The organism is Pseudomonas lutea, assembly GCF_000759445.1.
GTDB lineage: Bacteria > Pseudomonadota > Gammaproteobacteria > Pseudomonadales > Pseudomonadaceae > Aquipseudomonas > Aquipseudomonas lutea.
Map to the genome: position 1 here is coordinate 1,609,046 of NZ_JRMB01000001.1, position 13,295 is coordinate 1,622,340.

The 13,295-nt window shown below is 61.5% G+C and carries 13 protein-coding genes; 11 read left to right on the top strand and 2 right to left on the bottom strand.

The features are described from left to right. Window positions 1–234: 234 nt before the first annotated feature. The 9 genes from LT42_RS06880 to LT42_RS06920 all read left to right on the top strand — a co-directional run bounded on the left by LT42_RS06880 (window position 235) and on the right by LT42_RS06920 (window position 9,975). Window positions 235–1,686, top strand: a complete 1,452-nt coding sequence (locus LT42_RS06880; protein ID WP_037011004.1) for a UbiA family prenyltransferase — start codon at window positions 235–237, stop codon at window positions 1,684–1,686. Continuing rightward, entirely contained in the window at window positions 1,683–2,999 is a 1,317-nt protein-coding gene (locus LT42_RS06885) for an FAD-binding oxidoreductase (RefSeq protein WP_037011005.1), read from the top strand. Before LT42_RS06880 ends, LT42_RS06885 begins: the two co-directional genes overlap by 4 nt. A gap of 8 nt (window positions 3,000–3,007) precedes the next feature. Further along, the gene (locus tag LT42_RS06890; protein WP_037013068.1) at window positions 3,008–3,748 is read left to right on the top strand and encodes an SDR family oxidoreductase; all 741 of its coding nucleotides are present in this window, start codon (window positions 3,008–3,010) and stop codon (window positions 3,746–3,748) included. Then, the gene (locus LT42_RS06895) at window positions 3,745–4,731 is read left to right on the top strand and encodes a lysylphosphatidylglycerol synthase transmembrane domain-containing protein (protein ID WP_037011007.1); all 987 of its coding nucleotides are present in this window, start codon (window positions 3,745–3,747) and stop codon (window positions 4,729–4,731) included. The genes LT42_RS06890 and LT42_RS06895 overlap by 4 nt, the downstream gene beginning before the upstream one ends. A gap of 36 nt (window positions 4,732–4,767) precedes the next feature. Then, window positions 4,768–6,198, top strand: a complete 1,431-nt coding sequence (locus tag LT42_RS06900; protein ID WP_052075157.1) for a hypothetical protein — start codon at window positions 4,768–4,770, stop codon at window positions 6,196–6,198. A gap of 1,779 nt (window positions 6,199–7,977) precedes the next feature. Next, on the top strand, window positions 7,978–8,301 hold the full coding sequence (locus tag LT42_RS06905; RefSeq protein ID WP_037011009.1) for a hypothetical protein: 324 nt from the start codon (window positions 7,978–7,980) through the stop codon (window positions 8,299–8,301). Between the two features lie 294 nt (window positions 8,302–8,595). Next, window positions 8,596–9,018: a cupin domain-containing protein gene (locus LT42_RS06910; protein WP_037011011.1), complete on the top strand. Its 423-nt coding sequence runs from the start codon at window positions 8,596–8,598 to the stop codon at window positions 9,016–9,018. Between the two features lie 116 nt (window positions 9,019–9,134). After that, window positions 9,135–9,401 (top strand): hypothetical protein, encoded by a 267-nt coding sequence (locus LT42_RS06915; RefSeq protein ID WP_037011013.1) that lies wholly within the window; start codon window positions 9,135–9,137, stop codon window positions 9,399–9,401. Window positions 9,402–9,582: 181 nt separating this feature from the next. Then, window positions 9,583–9,975, top strand: coding sequence for a RidA family protein (locus LT42_RS06920; protein WP_037011015.1), 393 nt, complete (start codon window positions 9,583–9,585; stop codon window positions 9,973–9,975). An 18-nt stretch (window positions 9,976–9,993) separates the two neighbouring features. On the opposite strand, the gene LT42_RS06925 is transcribed toward LT42_RS06920, so the two are convergent. After that, the gene (locus tag LT42_RS06925) at window positions 9,994–10,266 is read right to left on the bottom strand and encodes a hypothetical protein (RefSeq protein WP_037011017.1); all 273 of its coding nucleotides are present in this window, start codon (window positions 10,264–10,266) and stop codon (window positions 9,994–9,996) included. Continuing rightward, a complete protein-coding gene (locus LT42_RS06930; RefSeq protein WP_037011019.1) occupies window positions 10,256–11,044 on the bottom strand; it encodes an MlaA family lipoprotein in 789 nt (262 codons plus the stop codon). Before LT42_RS06930 ends, LT42_RS06925 begins: the two co-directional genes overlap by 11 nt. Before the next feature lie 169 nt (window positions 11,045–11,213). Between LT42_RS06930 and LT42_RS06935 the strand changes: the two genes are divergently transcribed. Continuing rightward, entirely contained in the window at window positions 11,214–11,924 is a 711-nt protein-coding gene (locus LT42_RS06935; RefSeq protein WP_037011020.1) for a response regulator, read from the top strand. After that, entirely contained in the window at window positions 11,921–13,276 is a 1,356-nt protein-coding gene (locus LT42_RS06940) for a sensor histidine kinase (protein ID WP_037011022.1), read from the top strand. Before LT42_RS06935 ends, LT42_RS06940 begins: the two co-directional genes overlap by 4 nt. Window positions 13,277–13,295 lie beyond the last annotated feature (19 nt).

Genomic DNA, 13,295 nt, shown 5'->3' on the forward strand with positions numbered 1-13,295 from the left:
CAGGTTTGGTCACGACGGTTAACCGCCACTCCCTCAGCGTCATTAACCGGTCGCCAATTAATCACCAGGGCCTGTGTCGTGATTGAGACAGCCGTTGAAGTTAACGCGAATGAATAAGCCCTGATTAATTCTGACGCCACTTCAACGACGGCGTCGACGAGACTCTTTAATTTAAATGAAGTTGTGAAAATTTTATTTTGTTTATAGTCCAGTGACCTTACAGGAGCACTCACTATGGCCAGAATTCAGGGAAGAGTTCTTGAAACTTCCCCCCCTTTGGTAGTTGATCTGGATGGCACCTTACTGCGGTCCGATCTGCTGATGGAAACGGCCATGGCGTTCGTGCGCAGCCAGCCGCTGAAGGCGTTGAAGATGCTTGGCTGGCTGTTCAAGGGTAAGGCCGCGCTCAAGGAAGGCCTGGCGCTGAACACAGAAATAGATGTCTCCGTACTGCCTTACGATCCCCAGATCATTGAAATGATCCAGCATGAACGCGATGCGGGTCGCATGATAGTGCTGGCCACGGCAAGCCACGTGAGCCTGGCCGAACGCATCGCCGAACACTTGCAATTGTTTGATCTGGTCCTGGCCTCCAATGCCAATCGCAACTTGTCCGGGCACAACAAACGTAATCTCTTAGTTGCGCACTTTGGCGAGGGCGGGTTCGATTACATTGGCAACTCCGCAGATGACTTGCCCATCTGGGACGTGTCCCGTCAGGCCTACGTGGTCAATCCCGATCGCGGCGTCGAGGCGAAGGTTCAGGCCAGAGTCCGGGTCGAACCCACGATACGCAGCAACACCCCGAGCCTGCGCGACTGGCGCAAGGCGCTGCGCATGCACCAGTGGCTGAAAAACGCACTGGTGTTCGTGCCGTTGCTGGCATCGCACCGCCTCGCTCAGTTTGAATTGATGCGCGACGGCGTCATCGCCTTTCTGTGCTTCGGCCTGTGTGCTTCCAGCGTCTACATCCTCAACGACCTGCTCGACCTGTGTGATGACCGTCATCACAAAAGCAAATGCAACCGGCCGTTCGCCAGCGGCCGCTTGTCGATCAAAGCCGGACTGGTGATGGTGCCGACCCTGCTGGCGCTGGCCTTCGGTGCCGCGCTGTTGCTTTTGCCCTGGCAGTTCTCGGCAGTGATGGCGGCGTACTACGGGCTGACGCTCACCTACTCGTTGAAGCTCAAACGTCTGATGGCCTGGGACGTGATTGCCTTGGCGATGCTCTACACCGCGCGGATCATCGCCGGTGTCGCCGCGTTCAGCCTGACGCTGACGTTCTGGATCCTGGCCTTTTCGATGTTCATCTTTCTGAGTCTGGCGATGGTCAAGCGCTACGCCGAGCTGCGGGATGCGCGTGCGCGGGAGGTCAACACGTTGGCCCGCGGTCGCGGCTATCACCCCGGCGATCTGGACATGATTGCCTCGCTTGGCGCGTCGTCGGGCTATCTCTCGGTGATGGTTCTGGCGCTGTACATCCAGGATTCGAAAACCACTGATCTGTACGCGACCCCCCACGTCATCTGGCTCGCCTGCCCGTTGCTGCTGTTCTGGGTGACGCGGGTGTGGATGTTGACTCACCGCGGCCAGATGAACGAAGACCCGGTGGTGTTCGCCATTCGCGACCGCACCAGCCAGCTCATCGGTGCCGCGTTTCTGTTCATGTTCTGGATCGCCGCATGAGCACGCCGCTGTATTCCTGGGGCCGTTTCCCGCATACCCCGCAGCGTGGCCATGGCTGCGTCTGGCTGGACGAGCTCCCCGCGCACATCGACCGCGTGGTTGAGGCGCACCACAGCGCTCTGCCTTACGGCAATGGCCGCAGCTACGGCGACAGCTGCCTGGCGGCCAGCGACCAGGTGCTGCACATGCGCTCTTTGGACCGGCTGATCGAGGCCGACTGGGGCACCGGCGTGATCAAGGCGGAAGCCGGCATCACCCTGGCCGAACTGCTCGCGGTGGCCATCCCGCAGGGCTGGTTTTTGCCGGTCACACCGGGCACCCAGTTTGCGACCCTGGGCGGGGCGATCGCCAACGACGTCCACGGCAAGAACCACCACGTTCGCGGCACGTTTGGCCGCCATGTCCTCGGCTTCGGCCTGTTGCGCCGTGGCGAGCCAGAGTTGTTCTGCTCACCCGACGTCGAGCCTGCCCTTTTCAGCGCCAGCATTGGCGGCCTTGGCCTCACCGGCGTCATCCATTGGGCGCAGATTCAACTGATGCCGATCCGCGCCAGCCAGGTCAGTACCACCACTGTGCGTTTCGCCAATCTGGCGGAATTCTTCGCGCTGTCGGCCGAGCTCGACGAGCAACACGAATACAGCGTGGCCTGGGTGGACTGCCTGGCAAAGGGACCGGAAACCGGCCGCGGGGTGTTCATCGTCGGGGACCACGCGCAGTACGGCTCGCTTGAGGTCGGCCAGCGCAAGAAACTCAGCGTGCCGCTCACGCCGCCTGTGTCGCTGATCAACAAGGTCTCCCTCAGCGCGTTCAACAATCTGTACTGGCGCCTGCACCCCAGCCAGCGCAAACCGGGCCGCAGCGACTACGAGCCGTTTTTTTACCCCCTCGACCGGATTCTGCACTGGAACCGCATCTACGGCCGTCGGGGGTTTCAGCAATACCAATGCGTGGTGCCAACCGCCAATGCCGAAGCGGCCATGGGCGACTTGCTGCGCACCATCGCCGACGCCGGCCAGGGTTCGTTCCTGGCCGTGCTCAAGCGTTGTGGCGACATTGCGTCGCCGGGGCTGCTTTCGTTCCCGCTGGAAGGCACCTCGCTGGCCCTGGACTTTGCCCAGAGCGAGCACCTGGAAAACGTGCTGTTCCCGCGACTCGACGACATCGTTCGCGCGGCGGGCGGGCGCATGTACCCGGCCAAGGACGCACACATGAGCGGCGCCGACTTCCGTCGCGCGTACCCCGCCTGGGAGCAGCTGGAAGCGCTGCGCGACCCCTCTTTGATGTCCCGTTTCTGGAGCCGTGTGATCTTATGAAAACTGCAGTGAAGAAAGTCCTGATCATCGGCGCCACCTCCGCCATCGCCAGCGCTTGCGCGCGTCTGTGGGCCACGGAAGGCAGCGATTTTTTCTTGGTGGCGCGCAACGTCGAGAAGCTGGAACAGACCGCAGCCGACCTTAAAGCGCGTGGCGCCAGCCATGTCACGCTGCACGAGATGGATGCCAACGACATCGAGGCGCACCCGCTGATGATGGGCCGCTGCCTGACCGCGCTGGGCCAGATCGACATCGCCCTGATCGCCCACGGCACGCTGCCCGACCAGAAGGCCTGCGAGCGGGACGTGCACCTTGCGCTGAAGGAATTCGCCAACAACTGCACGTCGGTGATCGCGCTGCTGACCGTGCTGGCGATGCAATTCGAGACCCAGCGCTGCGGCAGTCTGGCGATCATCTCTTCGGTGGCCGCCGACCGTGGCCGCCCCTCGAATTACCTGTACGGCAGCGCCAAAGCGGCGGTGTCGACTTACTGCGAAGGGCTGCAAGCGCGCCTGTTCAAGGTGGGCGTCCACGTCACGACGATCAAGCCGGGCTTCGTCGACACGCCGATGACCCAAGGCCTGTCGCTGCCGGCCGCCCTGCTCGCGCAACCGGCGCAGGTCGCGCAACGCATCGTCAAAGGCATCGCCAACAAAGTGCCGACGCTTTATGCGCCGGGGTTCTGGGCGCTGATCATGTTGATCATCCGCTCGATCCCTCAGCCGGTGTTCAAGAGGCTGAACCTGTGAACACCGCCCAGGCTGATCACTCGCATCTGTCCGGCTGGCGTTACCGCGCCGTGGTGCTGTCAGTGGTCGGCTCGGCGTTGGGCTATCTGGGTTTTTCGCTGTGGGGCGGCTGGCACGCGGTGGGCGCTGCGGTGGGCGAAGTCGGGCTGCTGGGCATCGTCATTGCGCTGTTCATGTCGTCGGTCAATTACGGGCTGCGCTTCCTGCGCTGGCAGAGCTACCTGAAGGTGCTCGGCCATCCGATGCCATGGCGACCGAGCCTGAATATTTACCTGGCCGGATTCGCCTTGACCACCACGCCGGGCAAAGCCGGCGAAGCGCTGCGCGGAGTGCTGCTCAAACGCTGGGGCGTGCCTTACCCCCAAAGCTTCGCGGCGTTTTTCAGCGAGCGGCTATCGGACCTTTTTGCGGTGGTGCTGCTGACCCTGTTTGGCCTGTCGCTGTATCCACAAGCGTGGCCGATGATCGTGGTCGGCGTGGCATTGGTCGCGGTCGGCCTGGTGGTGCTGTCGCAACGGCGATTGCTTGAGCACCTGATGCGCAAGGTGCCGAGCGGCGGCGGCAAAGTGCTGGGCCTGATGCGCCACTTGCTGCAGGTGCTGGTGCATGCGCAACAGTGCCATCGCCTGCGCCTGATGCTTGGCCTGACCGCCCTGAGCGTGGTCGCCTGGAGCGCCGAGGCGCTGGCCTTCGACTGGATTCTGAAGTGGATGGGCGCCGACATCCCGTTGACCTTCGCGGTGTTTGTCTACGCCCTGGCGATGCTCGCCGGCGCGGTGAGCTTCATGCCCGGCGGGCTGGGCGGCGCGGAGGCGGTGATGGTCGGCCTGCTGGTCTGGAAAGGCATGAACAGCGCCGACGCCGTCGCCGCCACCGTGCTGATTCGTCTGGCCACCCTATGGTTCGCCGTGGCCATTGGCGCGGTGATGCTGATCAAACTCAAGGGCGAGGCCGCGACGCCTCCCCTGCAACCGATTCAATAACGCTTTTTGACGCAATAAAGGGCAGGAGTGCAAGACATGGTGGCAGCAGTACGTTATCGAGCGTTGTTCGGAATTCCCTTGTTGCTGGTGGTGGCCGCCATCATCTGGAGTTTCCTGGCGTCCAGCGGACCGATTCAGTGGATGGACAACGGTATCTTCATCGCCGATGCCTCGGAGGGTCGCTATTTCAGTGAAACCCTGGGGCCGCTGGATCATCCGTTGTACCTGTTTGTCACCACCGCGATGTTCGCGCAGCTCGGGCCGCTGGTCTTGAGCTTCCTGAACTCGATGCTGCTGATTCCGCTGGCATGGGCGATTTTCCGTCTCGCCAAAGGCGTCGGCGCGACGTCGCAGCAGGCCCTGCTGGCGGTCGCTGCCGCGGTGCTGTGCCACTGCGTTTTCTGGGTCTCGACCAAGGCTGAGGTGTACCTCCTGCATACCGTGCTCGTGACCCTGGCGTACATGGTGCATTTTCGGGACAAATCGCGGCTGGGCCTGCTCAAGGCATTGTTCGTCATCGGCGTGCTGACCGGCCTGGCGGCGGCCATCCATCAACTGACGTTCATCGTGCTGTTTCCGCTTTATGTGCAACTGGTGTGGCAGCACCGGGCGCGTGTGCTGTTGACGATTCCGGGGTTTATCGTGGGCTTCGCGGTGGCGGTTCCCGGCATTCTGCAAGAGCTGCAAAACGGTCTGAGCCTGATCGATATTGGGCATCGTTATCTGATTGGCATTCCAGACAGGACCACCGAGCAGAGCTGGCAGGGTTCGCTGTTTCGTTTCGACGAGCTGTGGCACGAGAAGAATTCGGTGGTGCTGCTGATGCTCTCGTTGATCGGCCCGCAGCTGGTGGCGCTGGTGCTGTTCCCCAAGAGTCGGCGCCTGCGGTTGTTGTGGTGCGCGGCCATGATGAATTTCATTTTTGCGGTGACGTACAACGTCACCGATCGCTTCACCTTTTTTCTGCCGGGCGCTGTGCTGTTGAGCATCATCGGGGTGATTCATGTGCAAGCCTGGCTGGCGCGTCATAACGCCGCCCCTGTCGCTTACGCCCTGCCCCTCAGCGGCCCCGCAGCGATTCTAGCGGTGTACGCGGTATACGCCAGCGGCGTGGTCGCACTGCCCACCCACAAAGAGGCGTTGCCTTTCCGTGAAGACATTCACTATTTCATGGTGCCCTACCTGCGCGACCGCTCGGCCGAATCGTTCGCCCGCAGTTACGAGCAGTCGGCCCCGCAAGGCGCGCTGATCGTCTCCGACTGGACGCCCAACGGAGCACTGCGTTCGGCACAAGCTGGTGGGTTGCTCAAGGGCCGGACCATCGCGCTGTGCGAAGGCGCGCAGAACATCGAGTCGTACCTCGACGGCCCCGGCGCCTTCCTGGCACGCACCAGCTACTGCTCAAGCATCTCCGATCGCTTTACCCTGCAGGCGTTGGCAGTGGGCTATGAATTGCGGGCGAAATAGCCTGGCTTGCGAGCAATACGTCAACCGCCGGAAGCGCAAAAGCTTCCCGGCTGAAGCCGGTCCCACAGGATGCGCGTCGTCCTTGTGGGAATGATGATTTCCCGGCTGAAGCCAGTCATCACTGGATGCGCGCTGCCCTTGTGGGAATGATGATTTCCCGGCTGAAGCCAGTCATCACTGGATGCGCGCTGCCCTTGTGGGAATGATGATTTCCCGGCTGAAGCCAGTCATCACTGGATGCGCGCTGCCCTTGTGGGACCGGCTTTAGCCGGGAATAGGGCGGTACAGACGCCGGGTATTTATCGGCTGAAACGGGATGTGTTGGATCAGTCACCTCTCAACAGAAGACCCACCCCGGTTCGCGGGCAAGCGCGCTCCTACAGGATCGGGTGGGCTCGGCATCCTGATTATCCCTCCTGATCGCGGACATATGCCGCTTAATGCCGCACCTAAAATCAGCAGATGTCTCTCACTGACACACCGCAAATCATGGTGTAGGAGCGCGCTTGCCCGCGAATGCGTTGGATCAGCTGCATATCAGTGGCTGACCCGCCCCGTTCGCGGGCAAGCGCGCTCCTACAGCATCGGGTGGGCTCGGCATCCTGTTTATCCCTCCTGATCGCGGACACATGCCGCTCAATGCCGCACCTAAAATCAGCAGATGTCTCTCACTGACACAACGCAAATCATGGTGTAGGAGCGCGCTTGCCCGCGAATGCGTTGGATCAGCTGCATATCAGTGGCTGACCCGCCCCGTTCGCGGGCAAGCGCGCTCCTACAGGATCGGGTGGGCTCGGCATCCTGTTTATCCCTCCTGATCGCGGACACATGCCGCTCAATGCCGCACCTAAAATCAGCAGATGTCTCTCACTGACACACCGCAAATCATGGTGTAGGAGCGCGCTTGCCCGCGAATGCGTTGGATCAGCTGCATATCCGTAGCTGACCCACCCCGTTCGCGGGCAAGCGCGCTCCTACAGGATCGGGTGGGCTCGGCATCCTGATTATCCCTCCTGATCGCGGACACATGCCGCTCAATGCCGCACCTAAAATCAGCAGATGTCTCTCACTGACACACCGCAAATCATGTTTAGGAGCGCGCTTGCCCGCGAATGCGTTGGATCAGCTGCATATCAGTGGCTGACCCACCCCGTTCGCGGGCAAGCGCGCTCCTACAGGATCGGGTGGGCTCGGCATCCTGATTATCCCTCCTGATCGCGGACACATGCCGCTCAATGCCGCACCTAAAATCAGCAGATGTCTCTCACTGACACACCGCAAATCATGTTTAGGAGCGCGCTTGCCCGCGAATGCGTTGGATCAGCTGCATATCCGTAGCTGACCCACCCCGTTCGCGGGCAAGCGCGCTCCTACAGGATCGGGTGGGCTCGGCATCCTGATTATCCCTCCTGATCGCGGACATATGCCGCTTAATGCCGCACCTAAAATCAGCAGATGTCTCTCACTGACACACCGCAAATCATGGTGTAGGAGCGCGCTTGCCCGCGAATGCGTTGGATCAGCTGCATATCCGTAGCTGACCCACCCCGTTCGCGGGCTGGCGCGCTTCTGCAGCATCGGGTTGGCGTTGTTGCCGGTACGCGGCCCGGCCTCAAAGCTGCAAGCCTCTTTCCTGGAACATACCCAATCGTACATCGCCGAACATGTGCCGACGGCGTACCGGTTTTAAATATGAAATGACCGTCCGTCGGCTGTCATGCACCCTTTTGGTTAGCCAACTGACCAATAGGTATCCATGACAACAAAGGGATTCACATCATGATCAAGAACAAATTCACTGCCCTGACACTCGCTGGCTTGATGGCTGTCGCTACCGGTTCCGCATTTGCCGGCGCCACCAGCCCAACCGATCCGGTTGACAAGAACGGCCCGGCGTCGAGCAGCTCCACACGTGGCCAGAACAACGACGGCACCTCCCCTGGCACGTCCACCCCAGGCACCAAGGGCATGGGCAGCACCAACGGCACCAATCGTACTACCGATGGCGAAGGCGGCGGCATGACCAACGGCAACGGCATGGGCGGCAGTGGCGGCGGCACTGGTGGTACCGGTGGCGCAAGCGGCTCCAGCGGCAGCAAGTAATTGTCGCGTTGCAGGTGAGCGCTGGCGGTATGACGCCTGCTCACCGATGAATACAGGAAAGGCCGAACATGTTTCGGCCTTTTTTTGTGCGTGCGAAAAAGTAGTGTTTTCGGGTGATTCGCTTCCCTTCCTACCGCAGCCTGCCTTAACTCCTGCTCTGCACAGGGAAAAGCCACCGCTGGCATAACGGTGAGGACAGGAAATGGCCTCCACAGCTTCCCTCCAATTGGACGTGTCCGCAGAACACCCCAACCTTTAGCGTGGTCGTTACCCACCGCTATCGGACAATCCACCATGAAAGCCTACAAACGCCTCACTGCACCACTCTCCGGGATCGCCTTTGCTGCGCTCGCGTTCGCCGCCCACGTACACGCTCACGATGCAGGCCAGGAGAAAGTCACGGTGCTGGAGGCGCACCCGATGCTCAACGCCCCCGGGAAAAAAGCCATGACATTGACCGTGGACTACGCCCCGGGGCAGGCCTCAATCGCCCACAGCCACAGCGGCAGTGCAATCGCCTACGTGCTCGAGGGCGCAGTCGTATCGCGGGTCAACGATGGCAAAGCACAGACTTATACAGCCGGCCAGACCTGGTACGAACCGGCCGGGTCCCGGCATTACGAATCCCGCAACGCCAGCGCCACACAGCCGGCGAAGCTGCTGGTGTTCATTCTGCTCGACGACAACGCAGACATCCTTGAACCCCTTCCCCAGTGAAGGCCGAGGGATGCGGCGCTGCGATGTATTCGCGCTAAATTTTCCGCCGCGGCTGTCGATACGCTATTCGTAGAGCCCGAATGTCGGGTCGGACCGGATCAGTGAAAGGCATAGGTATGTACAACAACATTTTTCTGCTGGTAGAACATGGCCGCGATCAAGGTGAAGTTTCAGTGCTGGGGTGGTTCGATGACGAACGCGCCGCACACGACACCGCCGAAGCCATGGAGTGGAAAGCGTATCGCGACGAGTCCAAGCGTCATCATCAATGGTCGAGCCAGCCCCTGTTGCCGCCGGACCAGACCGCGCACCGACGCTTTTGGGTGAAAGGCATCAGCAAATTCAGCCACACCCCGGCGCCGCGTTCGTGGGCGGTGCATTGATGGTTCTACGTTAGTCGCCCGGATCGCGGCGGCGCGTGAAACCGCCTCGCCCCTCAAGGTTGGCAGCGCACGCCCTACGTGCGCTCAGCCCGTGTCATTAAGACTTTGCCCTGAATCGATAGACCGCCTCCCGCCAAATAAGATAGCGTGCGGACCCGCGCTTTCCTCAGGTCATGCCCGCATGAACGACCGTCACATCATCATCCCCGACGAAATGCGCTTACTGGCCGAGCGCGCAGGCTACGCGCCTGCCGTCAAGGTCGGCAAAACCCTCTACTGCGCGGGCCAAGTCGGCCGCACCCCTGATCTGGCAGTGATAGAAGACCCGGAGCAGCAGTTCATTGCCGCCTGGGAAAACCTGCGCCTGGTTCTGGCGGCCGGAGGTTGCACCTTTGAAGACGTGGTGGACCTGACGACCTACCACACCGATCTTCAGCGCGACATGCCCCTGTTCAGGGCCGTGAAAGACAGCGTCTTCCCCCGAGCTACGTGCGCATGGACCTGCCTGGGCGTCAGCGAGCTTGCCAGGCCGGGGCTGCTGGTGGAGATCAAGTGCATCGCGGTGCAGCGCTGATCGCTGGGTGCCCAGGATTCAACCCACTCTCAGGCTTTGCAGTTCCGAGGTTTCCTCCTCAACCACGCCGTGACTGACCATCCAGCGAATCATCTGCGCCACCGGCACCCGATGATGACGGACGACGCACGAGGCGGTGTCGGGGTCGCCATAGCGTTCGACATATCGGCTGAGCGTCACGTAGCGGCCATCGTCGGTCATGCGCAACTCGACTTCGCGGCTGTGTAACGTCGCCGGCGCAGGTCTGCGGATCGTGCGTCGCAGCACCCAAGTGTCAGGGTTATTGATCATTCGATACATCCCCCGGGCAGCTCGAACGCGGTGACACCACCGCACCCGCTTTTCCTTCCAGCACGCGCTCCGCGCGCTTAAGGGCCACGGTGTCTCGCAACGCGACGTAATAGTCAGGCTGCAGGCGCAACCGGTCAGTGACCGGCAACAGCTCGGCACGACCATCGACGATGCCGCCCACGGTATTGACGGTGCCGAGGGTCTGAACGGTATCGCTGTTGCTGCCCAACGGGTCAACCACGAAGCTCAACACCTTGCCCGTCGCGTCGCGCAGGTTCGCTGTGCCCAGCAAGGGCAATTCCACGATCGGCCCGTTGGCGATATTCCAGACCCCGAAGGTTTGCCCGAAGTCAGACGTATGCCGTTCTATTCCCATCCTGCCCGAGAAATCGATCAAGCCCACGATGCCCACGGTGGTGTTGATGACGAAGCGACCCAGGGTCGCGACTGACCGGTTGCCGTTGCCTTGCAGCACGTCGTTGATGAACACTTTGGGCTCGCCGAAGTTGGCGACGAAGTTGTGAACGCCCGCCTGGAAGAACGACGGCAGATGGCGATAACCCCGTGCCACCGGCGCCAAGGCGTAGTCGTCTACCGTGCGGTTGAACGCGAAGATGCCACGGTTCGCCGACTCAGCCGGATCATGGACGGTGTAAGCGACCTCGGCACAGGAGTCGACTGGCGCGACAGGCGCCTGGGCACAACCGCTGGCGAGCAAGGCAGTGCACACGGTGAAAGCCACGTGGCAAGCCGATGGAGCATGTTTGAACGTAGGCATACAAGATGATCTCGACGAGGACTGGGCGAGATCCTGCCTGCGCTTTTTTGCCTGAACATGTCTGCTTTATTGCCGGCGGGACGCTTTATTACCGAGTTGAAATATATGACGCGGCGGGCGGAATGATTTTAGATGGGCGCATCCAGCCACGCCCGCAGCGAGTCCAACCGTGAGCCATTTACTCCTGGTCGATGACGATGTCGAAGTCCTCGCCCTCTTGCAGAAATTCCTTGAGCAACACGGCTACAGCGTGGCCGTCGCAACCGGCGGCGCATCGTTGTGGCAGGCTGTCGAAAAACGGCGGCCGGACCTGGTCATTCTTGACGTGATGCTGCCCGGGGAGAGCGGTCTTGTGCTGTGTCAGCAGTTGCGCGCGCAACACGCCGTGGCCGTGATCATGCTGACGGCCATGGGCGAATTGAGCGATCGCGTCGTCGGGCTGGAGTTGGGTGCCGACGATTACCTGACCAAGCCCTTCGATGCCCGGGAGTTGCTGGCCCGGGTGCGCGCCGTGCTCAGGCGAGTGGGCGACGGGGCCAGGGAACCCACCGATGCGTCGCGCTCGATTCTGGAATTCGCCAATTGGCATCTTGACGTCACGCGCCGTGAATTGCGCTCGCCGGACAAGGTCATGATCCCGCTTTCCACCGGGGAGTTCGAGCTGCTGCTGGTGTTTGCCGAGCATCCAAGACGCGTGCTCAGCCGTCAGCAACTGCTGGACATGGCGCGCGGCGAGTCATACGACGCGTTTGATCGCAGCGTTGACGTGCAGGTCAGCCGGCTGCGGCGCAAGCTGGAAGCGGACCTTCACAGCGAACCCATGATCCGCACGATCCGTAATGGCGGTTATCTGTTCAGCCCCTCGGTGGTGAGGCGATGAAGGCGTTGCCCGACTGGCGCACTCGCCTGAGGCGCGCTCATGACACGGTGGCCGGCTGGATCGCCCTGACTACCCTGCTGGCAATGCTGACCTCGCTGGCCTTGAACGGCGCGTTCAGTCTGCTGGCCGGGGTCTGGGCGCGCCCGCCCATTCTCGAAACCGGGCTGATGGAAAAAGTCGCCACGATTGGGCGCATCATCAATGCCGCTCCGGCTTCACAGCGGGCAAATATCGCTGACGCGGCCGCCGACAAAACCTTCAATGTCCGATGGTTGTTGCGCCATGACGATGCGCACCTGCCCGCCATTAACGAGCCGGGTTTCAGCGACGGTCAGGCGCTATTGCGCGAACTGCTGGAGATGCCCCAGGCCTCGATCGAAGCCTATGACCCGGACGACTGGGGCAGCCAATACGTCGAGCGGCCCTACGTCCTGATGCTGCAGCTTGCCGACGGCTCCTGGTTGCAGTTCTCCGTGCCCACGCGCAAATGGGGGCTCGACCCGTTCAAGCGCAATCTCGTCGTTTTGATACTGGCCTTGATCTCGACACTGATAGTGGTGCTGATCGCGACCCGTCACCTGGCCACGCCGCTGGAGCGGTTCGCGGAAGGCGCCAGACGATTCGGCAAGGATTTTCGCGCGCCGCCGATTGCCGTCGTCGGGCCCCATGAAATTCGTCAGGCGATCCTGGCGTTCAACGCCATGCAGGCGCAGATCCAGCACTTTCTCAACGACCGCACGCAGATGCTCGCGGCCATTTCCCATGACCTGCGGGCCCCGCTCACACGCATGCGCCTGCGCGGCGAGTTCGTCGAGGACGCCGAACAGCAATCCAGACTGTTCCGGGATGTGGATGAGATGCAAAGCATGGTCAATTCCGCGCTGGATTTTTTCCGCGACGATTCGCGCCTGGAACCCGCCACGGACTTCGATCTGGCCGAGCTGCTGCTCACGGTGATAGATGATTTCAAGGATGCAGGCGTCGATGTGGCCTACACAGGGATTGGCCGTCTGGTCTATAACGGTCGCCCCGTCGGCATCAAGCGGGCCGTGGTCAACCTGATCGATAACGCAGTGAAATACGGACTTGAGGTCAGTGTTGAGCTGGACACTCTGCCCGACTGGGTCGAAATCTGCGTCAAGGACCGCGGCCCGGGTATTGCACCCGAGCTGCAGGAGCAGGTGTTTGCGCCTTTTTATCGCATCGAAGGCTCACGCAACAAGCACACCGGCGGTGTCGGCCTGGGCTTGTCGGCGGCGCGCGCCACCGTACTTGAACACGGAGGAACGCTGACCCTTGGCAATCAGCCCGGCGGCGGGCTTGAGGTCATCGTTGCCCTGCCGCTGAACTGAGCCACGTTGCCTGAACAAC